General features: G+C 41.9%; 20 protein-coding genes. 10 read left to right on the top strand and 10 right to left on the bottom strand.

The window, feature by feature from the left end; translation table 11 throughout:
• Together NZ896_03770 and tcuA are read left to right on the top strand one after the other, a co-directional pair.
• On the top strand, positions 1–752 hold a 752-nt coding region (locus tag NZ896_03770; protein ID MCS7116570.1), incomplete at its 5' end, for an isocitrate/isopropylmalate family dehydrogenase.
• 57 nt (positions 753–809) lie between these two features.
• Positions 810–2,201, top strand: coding sequence for an FAD-dependent tricarballylate dehydrogenase TcuA (gene tcuA / locus NZ896_03765; GenBank protein MCS7116569.1), 1,392 nt, complete (start codon positions 810–812; stop codon positions 2,199–2,201).
• A 63-nt stretch (positions 2,202–2,264) separates the two neighbouring features.
• Here the strand turns inward: tcuA and purB are convergent, their stop codons facing one another.
• The 3 genes from purB to NZ896_03750 all read right to left on the bottom strand — a co-directional run bounded on the left by purB (position 2,265) and on the right by NZ896_03750 (position 5,849).
• A complete protein-coding gene (gene purB / locus NZ896_03760; protein MCS7116568.1) occupies positions 2,265–3,662 on the bottom strand; it encodes an adenylosuccinate lyase in 1,398 nt (465 codons plus the stop codon).
• A 55-nt stretch (positions 3,663–3,717) separates the two neighbouring features.
• Positions 3,718–4,836, bottom strand: coding sequence for a hypothetical protein (locus NZ896_03755; protein ID MCS7116567.1), 1,119 nt, complete (start codon positions 4,834–4,836; stop codon positions 3,718–3,720).
• A gap of 149 nt (positions 4,837–4,985) precedes the next feature.
• Complete coding sequence (locus tag NZ896_03750; GenBank protein MCS7116566.1) at positions 4,986–5,849, bottom strand: oxaloacetate decarboxylase; 864 nt, start codon at positions 5,847–5,849, stop codon at positions 4,986–4,988.
• Positions 5,850–6,008: 159 nt separating this feature from the next.
• On the opposite strand from NZ896_03750, the gene NZ896_03745 reads away from it, so the two are divergent.
• Together NZ896_03745 and NZ896_03740 are read left to right on the top strand one after the other, a co-directional pair.
• Complete coding sequence (locus NZ896_03745; GenBank protein ID MCS7116565.1) at positions 6,009–6,791, top strand: fumarylacetoacetate hydrolase family protein; 783 nt, start codon at positions 6,009–6,011, stop codon at positions 6,789–6,791.
• A gap of 126 nt (positions 6,792–6,917) precedes the next feature.
• Positions 6,918–8,303: an MmgE/PrpD family protein gene (locus tag NZ896_03740; GenBank protein MCS7116564.1), complete on the top strand. Its 1,386-nt coding sequence runs from the start codon at positions 6,918–6,920 to the stop codon at positions 8,301–8,303.
• Positions 8,304–8,396: 93 nt separating this feature from the next.
• On the opposite strand, the gene amrS is transcribed toward NZ896_03740, so the two are convergent.
• Positions 8,397–9,464: an AmmeMemoRadiSam system radical SAM enzyme gene (gene amrS / locus NZ896_03735; protein ID MCS7116563.1), complete on the bottom strand. Its 1,068-nt coding sequence runs from the start codon at positions 9,462–9,464 to the stop codon at positions 8,397–8,399.
• A 185-nt stretch (positions 9,465–9,649) separates the two neighbouring features.
• On the opposite strand from amrS, the gene NZ896_03730 reads away from it, so the two are divergent.
• Entirely contained in the window at positions 9,650–9,955 is a 306-nt protein-coding gene (locus NZ896_03730; GenBank protein MCS7116562.1) for a hypothetical protein, read from the top strand.
• A gap of 62 nt (positions 9,956–10,017) precedes the next feature.
• On the opposite strand, the gene NZ896_03725 is transcribed toward NZ896_03730, so the two are convergent.
• Complete coding sequence (locus tag NZ896_03725) at positions 10,018–10,263, bottom strand: TRAM domain-containing protein (GenBank protein ID MCS7116561.1); 246 nt, start codon at positions 10,261–10,263, stop codon at positions 10,018–10,020.
• 171 nt (positions 10,264–10,434) lie between these two features.
• On the opposite strand from NZ896_03725, the gene NZ896_03720 reads away from it, so the two are divergent.
• Positions 10,435–11,229 (top strand): tRNA (adenine-N1)-methyltransferase, encoded by a 795-nt coding sequence (locus tag NZ896_03720; protein ID MCS7116560.1) that lies wholly within the window; start codon positions 10,435–10,437, stop codon positions 11,227–11,229.
• A 44-nt stretch (positions 11,230–11,273) separates the two neighbouring features.
• Positions 11,274–11,882, top strand: coding sequence for a hypothetical protein (locus tag NZ896_03715; protein ID MCS7116559.1), 609 nt, complete (start codon positions 11,274–11,276; stop codon positions 11,880–11,882).
• A 162-nt stretch (positions 11,883–12,044) separates the two neighbouring features.
• On the opposite strand, the gene NZ896_03710 is transcribed toward NZ896_03715, so the two are convergent.
• The 5 genes from NZ896_03710 to NZ896_03690 all read right to left on the bottom strand — a co-directional run bounded on the left by NZ896_03710 (position 12,045) and on the right by NZ896_03690 (position 16,541).
• A complete protein-coding gene (locus tag NZ896_03710) occupies positions 12,045–12,464 on the bottom strand; it encodes an SUF system NifU family Fe-S cluster assembly protein (GenBank protein ID MCS7116558.1) in 420 nt (139 codons plus the stop codon).
• On the bottom strand, positions 12,461–13,687 hold the full coding sequence (locus NZ896_03705) for a cysteine desulfurase (protein MCS7116557.1): 1,227 nt from the start codon (positions 13,685–13,687) through the stop codon (positions 12,461–12,463). Before NZ896_03705 ends, NZ896_03710 begins: the two co-directional genes overlap by 4 nt.
• A 128-nt stretch (positions 13,688–13,815) precedes the next feature.
• A complete protein-coding gene (larE, locus tag NZ896_03700; GenBank protein ID MCS7116556.1) occupies positions 13,816–14,658 on the bottom strand; it encodes an ATP-dependent sacrificial sulfur transferase LarE in 843 nt (280 codons plus the stop codon).
• A 24-nt stretch (positions 14,659–14,682) separates the two neighbouring features.
• A complete protein-coding gene (gene larC, locus NZ896_03695; protein MCS7116555.1) occupies positions 14,683–15,936 on the bottom strand; it encodes a nickel pincer cofactor biosynthesis protein LarC in 1,254 nt (417 codons plus the stop codon).
• Positions 15,937–15,974: 38 nt separating this feature from the next.
• Positions 15,975–16,541 (bottom strand): YkgJ family cysteine cluster protein, encoded by a 567-nt coding sequence (locus tag NZ896_03690; protein ID MCS7116554.1) that lies wholly within the window; start codon positions 16,539–16,541, stop codon positions 15,975–15,977.
• A gap of 58 nt (positions 16,542–16,599) precedes the next feature.
• Here NZ896_03690 and mdh point away from each other — a divergent pair, with 58 nt between their 5' ends.
• From mdh to NZ896_03675, 3 genes are all read left to right on the top strand, one after another.
• Positions 16,600–17,517 (top strand): malate dehydrogenase, encoded by a 918-nt coding sequence (gene mdh, locus NZ896_03685; protein MCS7116553.1) that lies wholly within the window; start codon positions 16,600–16,602, stop codon positions 17,515–17,517.
• A gap of 57 nt (positions 17,518–17,574) precedes the next feature.
• Complete coding sequence (larB, locus tag NZ896_03680; protein ID MCS7116552.1) at positions 17,575–18,351, top strand: nickel pincer cofactor biosynthesis protein LarB; 777 nt, start codon at positions 17,575–17,577, stop codon at positions 18,349–18,351.
• A 39-nt stretch (positions 18,352–18,390) separates the two neighbouring features.
• Positions 18,391–18,658, top strand: a 268-nt coding sequence (locus tag NZ896_03675) for a glutamate dehydrogenase (protein ID MCS7116551.1), incomplete at its 3' end; no start/stop codon positions are given.

Genomic DNA, 18,658 nt, shown 5'->3' with positions numbered 1-18,658 from the left:
ATCTTTATGCGAATATAAGGCCGATAAAGACCTTTAAGGGTTTGGTAGGCCCTCTTGGAGAAGTCGATTTCATATGTGTCAGAGAAACGACCGAAGGGCTTTATAGTGGTATAGAGCATAGACTTACAGACGATGTAGCGATCGCTGTGAGAAAGATTACAAGAAAGCAATCTGAAAGGGTTGCAAGAAAAGCCTTCGAAATTGCAAAGGAGAAAGGTTGGAAGAAGATCATAGTCGTGACCAAACGCAACATTTTGAGAGAGACCGATGGTATCTTCATCGAATCTGTCGATAAGGTCTCAAAAGATTACCCTGGTATAACTTATGAAGAATACTTTATAGATAATATGGCTCAGCAGTTGGTAAAGAATCCCCAGAGGTTTAATCAGAATGTAATACTAGGTACTAACCTCTTTATGGATGTGATATCGGAAGAATGCTCAGCACTCATAGCTAGTATAGGTTGCGTATATTCTGGAAATTTTGGAGATACGTATGCGATGTTCGAGCCAGCACATGGAAGTGCGCCCAAATACAAAGGTTTATACAAAGTGAATCCCACAGCCACGATACTCTCTGCCGCATGGATGCTCGAATATCTTGGCGAAAAAGCATGTGCAAAAGCTATATTCGATGCCACTGAAGAAGTGATCGCAGAAGGAAAGTATGTGACTTATGATATGGGTGGCTCTGCGGGTACTTTAGAGATGGCCAATGCGATTGCTGAGCGAGCGAGAAAATTTCTAAAATAAGAGATGCTAATATTATCTAAAGATTTATTCAACATTATAAAAAGAGAAGTATATGATGTGGTAGTTGTAGGCTGCGGAGTGGCTGGACTCTCTGTTGCAGCCTCAGCTTTGGAGCATGGTGCATCTGTAGTTATTTTAGAAAAGGCTCCGAAGGAGGAAGCGGGTGGGAATAATCTGTACAATGATAGAGGGGCCTTTAGGCATGTACATGATGGGCCCGATGAACCTTATATATACGGTACTTATAGTGAAGAGGAATTCTTTAACGATATAATGAAAGTTACCGATGGCAAGGCCGATCGTGAGCTAGCGTGGCTCATCGTTAAAGGCAGTAGGGAAATCGTACCTTGGCTTAATATGATGGGTATTAGATGGACGCGAGTGCACCATCTACACAGTGAACGCACTCATAGGTTTGTAGAAGGAGCAGGCCCAGGCCTTCTTAATACATTACGCCGGTATGTGGAGCAAAAGGGAGGATATATCTACTATGAAATGAAGGCAGAGGGCCTTATCAGGAATATTCATGGAAGGGTCGTTGGTGTGAGAGCCTTGGGAAAAGAAGGCTTCATGATATTCTTAGGTAAGGCCATCGTTTTGGCATGTGGCGGTTTTCAGGCTAATGAAGAAATGTTGGCAAGATATGTAAAATTAACTAATAAACCACTCCTTAGAGGTACAAAGTACGATACAGGCGATGGGTTAAACATGGCCTTAAGGATTGGAGCGGGCGTAACCGGTGCCTTTCAAGACTTTCACTGTGCATCTATGGATGCAAGAGCACCAAAGATCGGTTGTGGAACCAGTTATAGAATAGATTGTATACCTTATGGTATCTTAGTTAATAAGTATGGAAGGAGGTTCCTCGATGAAGGTGAAGATGTATATACCTTGACTTATGCAAAATTCGGTAGGCTCATTTTAGAGCAGCCCGATGGTATCGCTTACGCTATTCACGATGCTAAAGTTACAGGCCTGTATCCAAAGCCTCCGACCGAGCCGTTCATCGCAGAAACTATCAAAGAGCTTGCGATAAAGATAAACGTACCCCCTGAAGCTCTCGAGGATACTGTAAATGAATTTAATAATCATGTGATTCAAGGAGTATTCAACCCGAAGGAGAAGGACGGTCTTCATACAGAAGGTATAACCCCTCCGAAGTCTAATTGGGCTATAAAGATAGATACACCTCCATTTTATGCGTATCCAGCGAGGGGAGGTATAACATTTACATTCGGGGGGTTAAAGATCGATCTAAATGGTAGGGTTTTAAGTACAGAGGGTAAACCTATACCTGGACTTTACGCTACGGGCGACCTTGTAGGAGGCCTATTCTATAATAATTATCCGGGTGGAACAGGGATCGCAAGAAACCTCGTTTTAGGCAGAATTATAGGTCGTAATGCGGCGATGGAGCCTCAGCCCGATTATAGCATTCTAATAGAATAGCACAATCCATCATCAAGCGATCATTCGATCAAGCAATCACTCATTCATAATTATTTTTTCTTTTTATTTATTTATTTCCTCTTCATCCCTCTTAACTTTAATATCATTGACGATCTTTTCTATCTGCCTGATCGATGTTCCGATATATCTCTCTAACTCAACGAGCTTCTCTATATCGGCTTTACTAAGGTATTTCATCACCTCCTCACTCTCTAAAAGTACCTCCTTGAAACTCTTACCCTCTTCTATGGCCTTTTGGGAAACTTCATAAATTATTTTATGTGCCGTTACCTTCTTACCCGTCCTTTCGGCAAGTTTTAACATAACTGGCTCAGCAGCCATAAAACCTTTTGAGACCATCATATTTTCTAACATCCTTTTTGTAAATACCTGTAAACCACCAATTATTCTGATGGCAGACTTGATCTGGGCATGGGTCAACATAAAGGTTAGAGGTAATACTAAAAATTGTGAAGCTGTACGGGTTGCATCTCTTTCATGCTGCATCGTAACGCTATTCATACTAACGGGAAATACTCTGACGATCTTTGCTATCCCTTCGAGCCACTCACTCGGCTCGGGATTCCTCTTTTGAGGCATCGTGCTACTACCATGTATACCCATAACCCAAGGCTCGAAGACCTCTTTAACTTCTTCTCTCGATAAGTCTCTAATTTCAAGACCTATCTTCCCTAGACTACTTGATACTAAAGACATTACACTCACGACCTCTGCGAATCTATCCATCCTTTGATGCAAATCTATATGAGGCGCTTTAAGACCTAAGTATTTCGCCGTTCTCTCGAGCATTTCAAAGACCTTACCTTCATCGTATCCAACTATAGCTACGAAGGAAGCCATCGTACCTACGGCCCCTGAGAGGCTAATATAACCGATCCTATCCAATACAGACTTTAATCTCTCAATATGTTCCCTTACTTCCGTAGCCCAGATTGCAAGTTTTAGACCGAAGGTGATCGGGACCGCATGCTGACCATGGGTTCTACCAGCCATCACAGCATCCTTATACTTCACCGCCTGTTCGATCAATGCCTTCTCAAATTCACGTAAGCTACTTATGATCACCTTTAGTGAATCGATCATCATAAGTGTTAAGGATGTATCGAGTATATCTTGGGTTGTAGGGCCGAGGTGAAAATACTCACCAGCTTCTCCGAGCTTCTCTTGAAAAGCGTAGATTGTAGAGACCATAATATGCTTCGCTTTACTCTTTACCTTCGCTATTTCTTCAGGCGGAAATCCTCTATTTACAGCATTGATAATCTCTTCAGCTGCCCATTTCGGTATTATCCCCAATTCTGCCTGGGCCTTTGCCAATGCAGCTTCTATATCCAATATCTTTTGAACGAAGTTTCTCTCACTCCAAATCTTATTCATCTCATCGGTGCTGTACGCACCACCAAAGAGGTGGCCGAAGAAAATAGGTAGTTCATCTACCATCTATATCGCTCTCTCGCATACGAATAGACTCAAATATTTTAACTCTAATAGGATATTATAGGATATAGTAGGCGATACCGCTCATCAACCTTCTTGCTGTCCTTCCTATAGTCACACTCTTAATCTCTACACTCTCTCCACTCGGTATCGCTTCCACATCTACATCTATCACTCCCTTTGGATGTCCGATTATAACCTTATCCCCTTTTCCTTCACAGAGCTGATTCACTATACTATTTGGAATCTTCGCTGCCGCTCCCGTACATATCGCACCAGTCGCAGCGTAGGCATGGTGCATCTTTTGTAAGGAGAAGAGCCGTGCAAGTACAGAGTACTCATCCTTTTTCACAACATCTCCCATTACAGTCCTATAATCTTGTTTTTCACCTACTATCACTATGAATGGGAAGTGAGGCGACTTTTCAGTAGCCTCCTTAGCATCTTTTACTAAACCCATCATCTCTGCAGCCTTGCTTCTAATCCTTTCAAGCTTTATCTGAATATCCTTAGTTATCTCATGCGGGAGTTCTTTACCAGTTAAACCTACATCTCTCGCCCTTATAAATACGGCTGGATTTGCAGCATCTACTATGGAACCTTCGATAACTTCAACACCCGTATCGATCTTATTTATAGGCTCTCCCGTTGGTAGTAACTTTCCCGAGACCGCTCCTCCCGGCTCATACCACTTTACATCGATTCTTGCACCAGGGTTTGGAACACCATCTATCCAATAATCACCTTCATACTTTGTAAAACCATTCTCGATAGGAACTTTTGCATCGACCCTCTTCTTCGTATTTGTATTATACATTCTAACCACTGTATAAGGCTCTTTAGCCTCGATGATCTTCTCATCGATGGCGAATGGGCCCACGGCTGAAGTAAGATTCCCACAATTTCCCGTATAATCAATAAAGGCTTTCTCTATACCGACTTGGCCGAATGTATAATCGACATCGACATCGGGCTTATCAGATCTCCATACGATCATCGTCTTGCTCGTATGAGTATGTGTCCCCCCAAGCCCATCGATCTGCATAGGATCCCCGCTACCGAATATTTTTAGAATTACTTTATCCCTCTCAAAATCATCCTGAGGGAGATCTTCTTTTTTAAAGAATACTCCTTTACTAGTTCCACCTCTCATAATCACACATGGAATACTCTTCATAACCATTATAGATCAATACTCTTTTCTCTTCTTTAGATTTAAACTTTTAAAACATCGTATATATGATATCAGATACTCGTTAAGATTCTTCGTTTAATAACCGATAGGTTGATTCTCCACTAAATTCAAAATTTCTTAATTTACTTCGACTATACACTCAGATACTTTCTCTCGAGCTCTCTGTAATAGGGCAATCTGACCAGGTTCTGCCTTTCATCCCAACTTAAAAGCCTATTCAATATAGATGTCGTTACGCCTTCATCTCTCAGTACTCTTAAAGCCTCCCTTACCGCATAACCCGCAGCCCTCAAGGCAGTATTCGGATATATCACTACCTTGAAGCCCATCTTCTCAAGATCACTCGCTGGTATTAAAGGTGTTTTACCTCCCTCCACCATATTTACAAGTAAAGGAGCTTTTACTTCACTCGCTATCCTCTTCAATTCATCGATGCTCCTTGGCGACTCTACGAAGATCATATCGGCACCCGCCTTAGCGTAAAGGTTGCCTCGCTCTATCGCATCATCGATACCATACACATCCCTCGCATCGGTCCTCGCTATGATCACAAGATCGTCATCACCTCTCGCTTCTACAGCTGCTCTTATCTTACCTACCATCTCTTCTTTTGATATAACGCTCTTACCTTCAAAGTGTCCACACCGTTTAGGCATCACCTGATCCTCTATATGAATCGCGGCGACACCAGCATCTATAAACTCCCTCACAGTCCTCATCACGTTGATCGCGTTACCATACCCCGTATCTGCATCCGATATCACAGGTACATCTACAGCCCTTGCAATGATCTTAGCTCTATCTACAACTTCATTCATCGTAGTAAGGCCTATATCTGGAAAGCCCAAGGTATTCGCTATACCTGCACCAGTCACGTAAATCGCTTTAAAGCCCAGGCTCTCTATGATCCTTGCCACGAATGCATCGGTAGCGCCAGGTGCGATTATGATCCCAGGCCCTTCAAGGAGCCTTCTTAAATCCTTTGCTTTATTCATACCGATCACTAATCACTTAATATAGGTATATTTATAAAGATTTGTGGTCTGGTCAGATGTAAGGTTAAAACAAAAAAGGATTTATAGAATTCGATTAAAGCTTCAGAATCGTTAAGTTTTTATTCATCGTTATACAACCCATACCTTAAGGTTTTAAGATTGGTCAGTAAAGATCTGGTTGAGAAGATCGCGATCGAATTATTGATGGCTGAAGATAATCGTTCGCCTATAGAACCCATTTCTTCCAGATACCCCGAGCTCACGATCGATGATGCGTATAAAGTCCAGATGAGCATTATAGAGAAAAAGATCCAACGTGGCGATACTATCATCGGTAGGAAGATCGGTTTAGTTTCACGTGCTGCACAAAAGACCTTCGGTATTCATGAGCCGGTCTACGGCCATTTAATGAAGAGTATGGTACTTTTAGAAGGTGAGGTGGTAAAGATGGATAAACTCATACAACCTATGATCGAGGCTGAAATGGCATTTATTTTGGGCAGAGATCTTAAAGGGCCAGTCACCGTTGCTGAAATCTTGGCTTCGACCATAGGTATTCTTCCAGCTATCGAAGTTGTCGATAGTCGAATCAAGGACTGGAAGGTAAAGATACAAGATATGGTAGCAGATAACGTTGCGGGCGCCCATGTGATATTGGGCGGGAGGCTTACAGATATCTATGAAGTCGATTTAAGACATATCGGTTTAGTCTTTGAGAAGAATGGTGAAGTCCTCACCACGGCAGCGGGTGCATCCGTCTTCGGTAATCCAGCCTATGCCGTCACATGGTTGGTGAATAAACTTTCGGAGCATGGTATTACAATGAGGGCTGGTGAAGTCGTAATCTCGGGCTCGCTGATTGGAGCGTGGCCCGTAAAGTCAGGAGATAACTTTAGGGCTACCTTCGATCGGCTCGGCTCTGTGAGTGTGAGATTCTTATAAAATCTTATTAATGGTGCAAAATTTCATAAAATACCTGCAAAATTTCTACCTTTCAAAAATGGTATGGTAAAGAGCTAAAACTCCTACTTTAAAATTTATTAACTTCAATCGAGTAATAGAGGTAAAATGGGGACCATTTCAGAATATTTATCCAATTATGTAGAAGGTATCGATTTTTCCGATATAGATGATGAAGCAATACAGATGGTAAAGCGGTGCATTCTCGACACGCTCGCATGCATCCTGTACGGTTTCTCAAGCCCATCGGCCACGATAACGAGGAGCTTCTCGTTGAAATCTTCAACGAAGGAGGAAGCTACGATCATAGGAGTAAATAAAAGATCGTCCTGTGTCAATGCGATGTTAGCTAATGGAGTAGCATTAAGACAATCGGAGTATATGGATTATTTAGCTATACCGATATCAGATTTTGTCTCATTAATACACCCGAGTGAAACGATTCCAGTAGCGTTAGCGGTATCTGAAAGAGAAAATTCTTCAGGAGAGGATTTTCTACTCTCCGTCTTCATCGGTTATGAGCTCTCTGGAAGGTTCTGTGCTTCTATACGCTCATCAAGCCTATCGGCGAAAGGTTGGCATTTCTCCACGTTGAGCTATTCGATACTGCCGTTGGTAATAGGGAAGCTCTTAAAAATGAACTCAGAGCAACTCACAAATGCTCTAGGGATTTCTGCCTGCCAAGCGACCTTGGGCATAATCGATGCGGAAGGGGAAGAGTACAGCATGGTAAAGAATATCGCATGCCCAATATCGGCCCAGGTCGCCTTTACAGCTACTCTCTTAGCACAAAATGGCTTCACTGGGTCAAAAAGGGTATTTGAAGGGGAGAAGGGATTCATAAAGTCCGTTTTAAGGGAAGAAGTAGAGTTAGATGAGTTATTGAAAGGTAGAAGCAGACCATGGATTTTAGAGACAAGGCTGAAACCTTATCCGGTATGTGGTGCAGCCTTGGGGATTGCGGATGCTACGGTAAATCTGGCTAGAAATTGCCAAATAGATCCTTTAGAAGTAGATAGCATACTGGTGAGGAGTAACAAGAGGAGTGTAAGACATGTGGGCGATCCTGTAAAGAGGTATCCTAAGAATAAAGAGACCGCAGATCATAGCGCACCCTTTATCATAGCTTTGGCACTTCTAGAGGGTGATGTGAAACCTGAGCACTTCAGAGATGATTTATATTCGAATCGAAGGGTACTCGAATTGATCGATAAAGTGAAGTTAGAGATATCTCCTGAACTCGATGACCCAAAGATCTATCCTGCGGCAGAGGTGGAAATCAAGACTAAAGATGGCTCTACATATTCTCACAGAACGTTATACCATAGAGGCCATCCCAAGAATCCTATGACCGATGAAGAAGTAGAGGAAAAGTTCCTCTCGGCCTCTTCAAATATATTGGGAGAGGATAGGGCCAAAGAGGTGGTGAAAGCGGTCTATAGGCTCGATAGAATGGGGAGCATTTCAGAATTTACGGAATTGCTCAGGGTTTAAGTTTAATTACATTGCATATTCAATAAGATAGATTTGCAGAGTCTATCATTCAGAGGAAGTACAAAAGTAAGAATGAAATATCTTCTCAAAGATTTAAATGACGGGAATAAATCGATCCTCTAAACCCTCTTTATTCAACTTACCTACGATAGGTATCTCATACCCGCATTTTATACACCTGTTATGCTCATCCAAATACCAGCCTGTAATATCGAAACCGAATCTTTCTACGACGATCTTACCACAACCTGGACAGTACGTATGCTCGAGTGGATGGCCGGGGATATTGCCCAGATATACAAATCTTAAGCCGACCTCTTTCGCTACTTGATAATGCTTTTCTAGAGTCTCTACAGGTGTCCATGGAAGGTGTATCAATTTGTAATCTGGATGGAATCTGAGGAAGTGTATTGGTGTATCTGGCCCCAAATTTTCATATATCCATTTGGAGAGTTTACGTGCCTCATTCAAATCATCTCCAACCTTGGGCACTACCAGATCGGTAATCTCTATATGGATATTCGTGCTATTCTTAATCTCTAATAGAGTTTGAAATATCGGTTCAGGGCTCGGTACACCAGCATACAAACGGAGGAATTCTGCTTCACCATTTCCTTTAAAATCGACCGTAATGGCATCGAGGAATTCACCCATCATCTTCACCGCATCCGGTGTAGCATAACCATTCGATACGTAAAGGTTGATCAACCCCTCCCTCCTAGCGATTACACCAACATCGTGCGAAAACTCTATCGAGATTATGGGTTCATTGTAGGTATAAGCGATCCCCTGGCAATCGTACCTCTTTGTTAAATCGACGATTTCTTCAGGCTCAATATCCTTACCTTCAACCTTCCTACGTTGGCTAATATCATAATTTAAACAATAATGGCAGAGCCAATTACAGCCAGTGGTGGCTATGGAGAATACCTTCGATCCGGGCATGTAATGGACAAATGGCTTCTTTTCAATAGGGTCTACATGGGCAGTGATGATCTTACCATAAACCATCAGATACAACTTACCATCGATATTCTTTCGAACTCCACAAAAACCGATCTTATCCTTCGGTATATTACAGTATCTTGCACAAGCGGTACACCTTACCCTACCTTCAGCGAGTTGTTTATAGAGTATCGCTTCCTTGCCAATATTACCCATCTGACCTTGATCATTAAATGATGAACAGTCGAACCATATATAATTATATCTAAATCAAATCGCTATGTTATGTTTGTTATATTTGCCTTGCCCATCTTATAGCTTCATTATTAAACTTAATTACAGAAATTCATTAGAAAAATTTTTAACCTATGCTATCCTATTAAAAGACTAAGTGCGGCCACTTGCCTCACGAAGGTCCCAGTCCAGAAGGTCTCTGCTGGCCTCGATGTGTGTGGTTCAAATGTGGAAAACGCGCATTGTTGATACGTGGCAATACCATATGGTGCAGTTGGATCAATGAAAGTTGTATCGGCCCTTCATGCTCCTATGCCCTATGCATAAGGGCAAAGATGCTCCCTCAAAATCGCTGCGGCCTTGTGGTAAAGAGGGTCACTACGGATAAAGTAAGGCCCGAAGATTTTAAGCTAGATATAAAGATCCCAGGTAAGCTCGCGCAACGTATAGGGAGTGATGAAGATTTAGTATAAGAAAAAAGAATTTAATAAATAATAGGGAGAATAAAAGGATAGGTTCGTAGTAATTCGTTTTTCTACACGACCTGAGCAACGGCATGAGTAGGTCTGACTTGAGTTATCCTAATCTTCACGTGATCTCCCTGCTTCGTATTCGGTACGAATATTACATACCCTTGAACTCTAGCCAAACCGTCTCCTCTACGGCTCATCTCAGATATAGTTACCTCTAATTCATCACCCAACTTGACCGGCTTCGGTTTAAAGTACGATCGTGAGAATCGTTGCCGCTCTCTTACCGTTCGCTCTTCCTTCTCATTCAATCTTAAATCTCACCTCCCTTTCGTTCATCGGTCTTTCGATTCGACTCGACTTCATTCCGATGTAGGGGAGCTTAGAACACTCTGCGTTATAAACTTTACCAATTCATAAAATGGTGGGCTTTTCTAAGTATCGATTAAAATCTTTAAACAAGATAAGGGCTTTAAGAGGATGTGGTAAGGTTGGCATCTAACGATATAATTCAAGAGGGCCATCACATTCTTCTATACCTAGATAGAAAGAGGAAGTGGCTCGTTAAGATTATGAAGGATGCGAAGATTCATACACATGTAGGGTATATAACACTCAATTCGCTCATCGGGCAACCTTACGGCTCTTCTGTTGTATCGAGCCTCGGAGTGACTCTGTGGGCCCTAAAGCCCACGATTGAAGATTATGCTTTGAAGGCAGAAAGGAGGACACAGATAGTCTATCCTAAGGATATGGGTATGATCGCGGTCAAAACGGGTGTATCGCCTGGCAGTATAGTCGTTGAAGCTGGGACTGGTAGTGGTGCATTATGCATGTTTCTTGCAAACCTCGTCCGACCGAATGGACATGTGTATTCGTACGAGATAAGAAAAGAATTCCTCGAATTGGCAAGAAAGAATATAGAAAGGGCGGGATTGAGTAAATATGTGACGTTGAAAGAAGCCGATGCGAGAGAGGGTTTAGATGTGGTAGGTGCAGATGTAGCCATTATAGATGTGGGTGATCCATGGTCCCTAGTAAAACCCATGTATAATGCTTTAAAGGGAGGGGGCTCATTGGCCGCAATTTCACCGACGATGAATCAAGTGGAAAAGTTGGTTGAAGAATTGAAAGCTCGCGGCTTCATCGATATCGAAAGTATGGAGGTAATGGTTCGAGGGTTGGAAGCACGTATGGGTATGACGAGGCCCGTCATGAGGATGATCGGTCATACGGCATACCTCACATTTGCGAGAAAGATCCTCACCAAAGAGTGAAAAGGTTAAAAAGTTAAATGCTTTATACAGTAAGCTTGATAAATTTGAATAGGATCGATTTCATCGAAGATCTTGCATTCATCCTCTACCTCACCCCATTGATATTAAATGGCATCTACGGTATTTTATTGTGGCAAAGTGGCTCCCCTCTTATCGATGTATATTTAACGGTGAGTAGAGATCCGTACATCTTCCTAATCGGCCTTTTGATCGTATGCGTGGCGATTCTCATAGAGGTTTATTTAAGCCCGCCCGATAAGAGGGTTGTGAAGCTCGAGGAGAATGTTCGTAGGATGCAACTGTTAGCGATCGTCTGTGTTATACTCGCCCTTTTATCCGCATATGTTGCTTTAGGCCATTTTAACCCTGGAGGTATCGTCGAATTACTCCTCAGAGGGAGGTACCCGTTGATCTACCCTATATTTTTGATCTTCATATCGTACTTGATAAGTCCGAATGTAAGGTTGAGTAAAATATCTCTAAATCAAGCTATAAAGGCATCTGCGATCATCCTAATCTTAGCTTCACCCTTCATCCTCTTCATAGCGTGGCGGAGTAAGATGGCATGGACGATCGTTTACACCTTACCACTTATCATACTCTTCATCGGGCTGATTCTCTTAATTTATGGAATGAGGAAGAGCCATATATAGCCATATATAACCATCAAACATGAAATACTTTTAGGAATTTTATCGAGGGATTTTGTAATCGATCGATAACTATCCACACCTTTACAGATTGGTGTCGATCTTCGCTAAAAAAATATTTTTTTCTTAAAAAATCCGGCACCAAATCCGGCACCAAATCTGACACTAACGTTGAGCTTCACCCTCAGACCTTCTTTTGAAGGGATTTTTAGATGAGTATTCAGCCAAACCTTGCTTTAAAGCTTTAAGAGGGAGGAGTAGACACTCTATCCTCGCTGGGCCCGGGTCTGGTAACTCTAAAGCCTTCATTATATCCTTCTTATTCAATCGCTTTAATTCATCGAGCTTCTTTCCAGAGATCATCTCGGTTAGGACCGATGTGGCAGCTATACTGAGCGCACAACCCCTCCCACTAAATTTAACATCTGTAACACTACCATCGTTAGGGTTTAGCTTAATGTAAAGCTCTACATCATCACCACATAAAGGATTGGACTCTTTGACCTTAACATCGGGATCATCCAATTTACCGAAGTTACGAGGGTTCTTATAATGATCGATTACTTTTTCTCTATAGATGCTCAAATCTTGAACACCTCTTTTATCTTCTTTAAGACCTCGACCATCGTATCGACCTCTTCCTTCGTGTTATATATGTAGAAGCTGGCCCGATTCACAGCGGGTACGTTGAGCCTCTCCATCAATGGTTGGGCACAGAGATGGCCCGACCTTATCGCTATCCCTTCACCATCAAGAAGTGTAGCGACATCGTGAGGATGAATATTATCTATATTGAAGGAGACTACTCCACATCTCTGATTGACATCCATAGGGCCATAGATCCTTAACCCATCTACATCACTCATTCTCTTTAATGCGTAAGATGTGATATCTATCTCATGAGCCCTTACGTTATCCATCCCTATCTTATTTAAATAATCGATCGCGACACCAAATCCTATCACATCCGCAATATTCGATGTTCCAGCCTCAAACTTCCAAGGGAGATCGTTCCATTTCGCATAATCTCGATGCACCTCTTTGATCATATCCCCTCCTCCCTGATATGGCTCCATCTTTTCTAACAGTTCTCTTTTTCCATATAACACACCAACACCCGTAGGCCCTAACATCTTATGGGCTGAGAATGCCAGAAAGTCACAATCCAGATCCTGCACATCGACCGGCATGTGTGGTACGCTCTGTGCACCATCAACAAGTACAGTCACACCATTCTTATGTGCATACTTAACGATTTCTTTGATCGGATTGATCGTCCCCAGTACGTTAGATGCATGGGTGATGGCCAATATCTTCGGATGAGTCTCTAAATACGCCTTCATCTCTTCCTTCTTAAGAAGCCCATCATCAGTTATACCTATATACTTTAGATGGGCCGATTTTTCTCTCGCTAATAGCTGCCATGGCACTATGTTGCTATGGTGCTCCATTTCGGTCAATACTATCGTATCGCCCTTGCTGATATTCGCTCTACCCCAACTGAAAGCGACCAGATTGATCGCTTCCGTAGTATTTCTGACGAATAGGACCTCTTCACGATACTTCGCATTGATGAATTTAGCGATTTTATCTCTGACATTTTCATAGGCCTCGGTAGCCTCTACACCCAGTGTATGTACAGTTCTATGAATATTTGCATTGTAGAGTGAGTAGTACTTTAAAATCGCCTTTATGACCTGTTTAGGCTTTTGTGATGTCGCTGCATTATCAAAGTATATTAGTGGTTTACCGTTGATTCTTCGCCTTAAGATTGGGAAGTCCTTTCTAATCGTCTCTACATCTAATATGCCTTTTCTATACTTCAGTCTCTAAAACCCCCTTTGACTATCTTTGACTTACTACTTTGGTATAATTTAACCTTGATGCCCTTCGAATAAAATGAATTTTCATAGAATTGTTATTATGAATATTAAAATTATCTCAAGTTTTTTAGATTATCTAAGGCTTCATCCATACTCCCAGTCCTATATCCTAAGAGATCCATCGTAACATATTTAAAACCGAGCTCTTTCAACCTTTTATCGATACTCTCCATCAATTCTTCACTAAAGAGTTTCTTACGCTCATCTCTACCCACCTCTATCCTTGCAATTCCATTATGATCTCGAACACGCAACACTCTAACATTCGCAACCTCTTTTATGAATGCCTCAGCTTCGGCTATACGCCTTAACCTTTCATAGGTGATATTCTCTCCGTATGGGATGCGTGATGAAAGGCAAGCATTCGATGGTTTATGCGCATTCGGTAATTTTAGAAAGAGCGCGATCTTTCTAACTTCATCTTTAGTTATACCGACTTCTGCCAATGGGCTACAGATACCTTCTTCATAGAGTGCCATCAAACCCGGGCGGTGAGTCTTTACATCATCTGCATTCGTACCATCCACGATCGTATCCACCCCTTCTCTCATAGCGATCTCTTTCAATTTAGAGATGAGTTCTTTTTTACAATAGTAACAACGGTTTGGTGGGTTCGATACAAAGCACGGATTCTGCAGCTCTTCCGTCTTCAATACTATGTGGCGTATCCCTATAAATTTGGCAATCTTAACCGCATCCTCCAGATCATTCGGATCGTTGATCTCTGAATTTGATGTGACTGCCACCACTTTATCATCTAGGGCTAGCTTTGCTACAGCAGCTACTACAGAGCTATCTACACCACCTGAAAGTGCAACCAAAACTTTGCCCTTCGATTTGAACCACTCGATGAGCCTCTGTAACTTTTGCTCAACAGTATTGTCTAATCTATACATTGGTAATAACTGCGTTATATCCATTTAATAACCTTTCTTCGAAAGCTCCTTTCGAACCTCTTCTCTTACTTCTTCCATCACAATCCTCAATGGTATAGAAGATTCCTTCGAAAGCTTCTTCACATCTTCGTACTCTGGCTTCACTTGGATGATATTCCCGTGAATATCCTTGGACAATTTGACCCTTACCACGTATCTCTTTCCACGAAATTGAATGTCTAGAGGAATAATATCTCTATTGACTATGTGGCGTGTGGCATTTAAAATCCGTACACCGAGCGTACCGGTCTCCATACATAGAATATTGGATAGCCTGACCGCATCGATTTTGTCACCGATAACCCTTATTATGTAGCCTGGACGGTTCTTCTTCGTGAACATCGGAATGAATGAAACATCGTAAGCCCCTTCCTCAAGCAGCCTCTCTACAGTATGGCCCAGAACTTCACCACTTACATCGTCTACATTCGTCTCAAGAATAGATACTTCATCTATGCATGTTGGTTCTGATTCTAAAGCTTTACCTATGACTACTCTGAGTATATTGGGCACTTTCTGAAAGTCTTTTGCACCAGCACCATAACCAATAGCTGAAGGTACCATCATCGGATAGAATGGAACACATTTATCTGTGAGATTGACAAGGATCGATGCTCCAGTGGGAGTGGTCAATTCAGCTTCGACCATCCCGCCCACTATAATGTATCCTTTAGCTCTCAGAATCTCGAGTGTTAAAGGGCTAGGTACAGGAAAGATCCCATGTGCCATGTTGATTATACCGCCTCCTATAGCGATCGGGGTTGAGTACCTTTCATAACCATCGAATAGGCCGAGATCTTCGGCCGCTACCGTAACTCCCACGATATCTGCTACTGTATCTATAGAGCCCAACTCGTGAAGTTGAACATTTATAGGTTCTACATTATGAATCTTCGCCTCTGCTGAAAGTAATGTATCTATAACTGATTCAGAGAATTTTACTGCCCTTTCTGAGAGTGAGAGGGCTTTAACGGTGTTTAAGATCGCTTCTTTAATTTCTTTGCCAGACCTCTCCTCCTTTATCTCATGGACCTTCATATCGAGCTGCTTCCCCCTGAAATTGTGCCTATTCACATCACGAAAATTTACTTCAAGATCCTTTACTCCCTTAAGATAATTTGCAGACGATTTCATCGCATCGATCACCCTTTTTTCATTCGCTCCGAGATCGATGAGGGCTGCTAAAATCATATCACCAGATATACCGCTCACTTGTGGATCGATGACGAGTATATTCAACTCAAAGTATTCTTCAAAATGGAATAAAATAAATTTATTTAATTACCAAGGATACTTTTACGATCGTGCTTCACAACACTCTTGCTCTCTATTAATCTACGCATCGATGTAGAGTATAATTGATGCTTTAAGGGGTTGTGTTGGATCTCTATCAATTCGACTATCGTTCGGTACAACTTCTCAGAATCTCCCTTACCTATCCCTGGACAAGGATACGATCTATCGACATACACATAGTAATCTTCACCTTTGTAATGGAAGAGCGCATCTCTATGTTCAAACCTAGGATCTTTATGAATCATAAATGGCCACATCTTACATGCGAGGGGTTTTATACCTAGTGGTTGTAATGAACAAAGATTACTCGCATTCTGGAATACGCATCTATTATCATTAACCTTTTTGATACAGGGATTTCCTAGATTGTCGATGTAGATGTACTCATAACCGAATCTTTTAGAGATTTTAGCGTAATCGTAAGGTGTGAGGATTATCTTAAATTGTCTACAGCACTCCCCACACATCAGACATGACCAAGACCTGATACTCGTCCAAGGTATGTATCTACGTGAGAGCATCCTTAACCCCAATCTTAATAGTACCAATCTTGGTTTAACCTTTATGTTTACAAAAACAGATAAATCTTAGTAATTTCATAAGATTATGGAATTGATCACGATAATCGGTAGTGGAAGGATCGGCAGTACGGTCGCTACACAAATCGTGGCAGAAGGTTTGGACGATGTTACACTCATAGATATAATTGAAGGTTTACCTAAAGGTGAAGCGCTAGATATAGGACAATTCTCTGCAGCAAGAGGAACTGATGTAAAGGTCAAAGGTTCTAACGATTACAAAGATATGGCAGGATCAGATATTGTAATCGTCAGTGCGGGCTTTCCTAGAAAACCCGGTATGACTCGAATGGATCTACTGAATAAAAATACGGAGATTATTAAGCAGGTATCGAAAGAGATCGCAAAGTATGCACCCAACTCTTTGGTATTGATGATCACCAACCCCCTAGATGTCATGACCTACGTAGCGTTGAAGGTTACAGGCTTTCCTACAAATAGAGTCTTCGGGATGGGAGGGGTTTTAGATTCTTCTAGATTCAGATCGATATTGGCCGAGATGTTGAATATAGCACCATCTAGCATACAGGCCTTAGTAATTGGTGAACATGGCGAATCTATGCTACCCCTCGCCCGATATACATCTGTATGTGGTATACCGATACTAGAAATTTTAGATGAGGGGAAGGTGAAAGAAGCGATCGAGAGGACGAGAAAGATAGCTGCTGAAGTGATAGCATTGAAAGGTGCTACTGTGTATGCGCCGGCTCAGAGTGTAGTTAGGATGGTAGATGCCATCCTGAACGATAGAAAATCGGTATACCCCGTATCGACCTATCTCAATGGTCAATACGGTGTAAATGGAATCTGTATTGGTGTACCAGTTGTACTCGGTAAAGATGGTGTGGAGAGGATCATAGAGTTGAAGTTGAATGATGAAGAGAGATCGATATTTATGAAGGGTGTCGAGACTATAAAGGCCGCTATCTCGAGCATTGGCTTATAACACCCCCTATTTTTTATAATTTCATTTGCTTCTTTTTCATATCGATGGGTGAGTTAATTGAGGGATATACTGGAAAGATTGGTTAAAGGCGAGATTTCATTAGATGAGGCTGAGAAACTCTTAAGGTTAAATGCCATCGAAGAGGTCGGACGTATCGCGAAGATCGATATATCACGTGAAGAAAGAAAGGAAGTTCCTGAGATCATCCTCGCAGAAGGCAAGAGTGTGAATGATACTCTACGCATCGCCGAAGCTTTTGTAGAGAAGAAGGGAAGGGCGATCATCAGTAGAGTCGATGATAAGTTATTTAGGATCGTAAAGAGGAGATTTCGTAACGGTTTTAATGTTACACTAAATCGTGATGCAAGGGTCATAATAATAAAGAAGGAAGGTTATAAGGTGAGAGAGACAGGAGGAAGGGTCGGCATCATCGCAGCTGGCACTGCAGATATCCCCGTAGCTGAAGAGGCTAGGATTATGGCTGAAGAGATGGGTTGTGAAGTTATCACCGAGTACGATGTAGGTGTCGCCGGCATTCATAGATTATTCCCTGCACTTAAAAATATGGCTGAGAAGGATGTAGATGTAATCATCGTAGTGGCTGGTAGAGAAGGTGCATTACCCTCGGTGGTCAGCAGTATGGTGAACGTTCCTGTGATAGCTGTTCCAAGATCGGTTGGCTACGGTTTTGGAGGGCATGGAATCGGTGCATTGATTGCCATGCTCCAATCCTGTTCTTTAGGGTTAGCGGTTGTGAATATAGATGGTGGAACACCTGCTGGTATAATTGCGGCGTTAATATCTAACAGAGTTGCAAAATGGCGAAATAGATAAATAAATAAAAAATTTTTACTGTTGTGATGGTGCTGGTCTTTGAGTAAAGTTATAAATCCTTTAGAAAATGCCTTAAAACAGCTCGAAATTACGGCCGAGATCCTAAAATTAGATCCCGATATTCACGAAAGATTGAAGTATCCGGAGCGTTCTCTAATCGTCTCCATACCGGTTAGAATGGATAATGGGAAGCTCGTAGTGTTCGAAGGATATAGAGTTCAAAACAACAGTGCTCTAGGACCCTATAAAGGCGGTATAAGATTCCATCCAGAAGTCGATTTAGAGACAGATATGGCTCTAGCTCTCG

The sequence above is a fragment of the Nitrososphaerales archaeon genome, from assembly GCA_025058425.1.
Taxonomy (GTDB): domain Archaea; phylum Thermoproteota; class Nitrososphaeria; order Nitrososphaerales; family JANXEG01; genus JANXEG01.
The sequence above is the reverse complement of the archived record's forward strand: the minus strand, read 5'-3'. Positions and strand labels throughout refer to the sequence as shown.

Coding starts and splice junctions, on each gene's coding strand:
- amrS (MCS7116563.1), bottom strand. CDS start 9,464: ATGGGTAATATTGGCAAGGAAGCGATACTCTATAAACAACTCGCTGAA.
- mdh (MCS7116553.1), top strand. CDS start 16,600: ATGGAATTGATCACGATAATCGGTAGTGGAAGGATCGGCAGTACGGTC.
- NZ896_03740 (MCS7116564.1), top strand. CDS start 6,918: ATGGGGACCATTTCAGAATATTTATCCAATTATGTAGAAGGTATCGAT.
- NZ896_03750 (MCS7116566.1), bottom strand. CDS start 5,849: ATGAATAAAGCAAAGGATTTAAGAAGGCTCCTTGAAGGGCCTGGGATC.
- purB (MCS7116568.1), bottom strand. CDS start 3,662: ATGGTAGATGAACTACCTATTTTCTTCGGCCACCTCTTTGGTGGTGCG.
- NZ896_03755 (MCS7116567.1), bottom strand. CDS start 4,836: ATGAAGAGTATTCCATGTGTGATTATGAGAGGTGGAACTAGTAAAGGA.
- larE (MCS7116556.1), bottom strand. CDS start 14,658: ATGTATAGATTAGACAATACTGTTGAGCAAAAGTTACAGAGGCTCATC.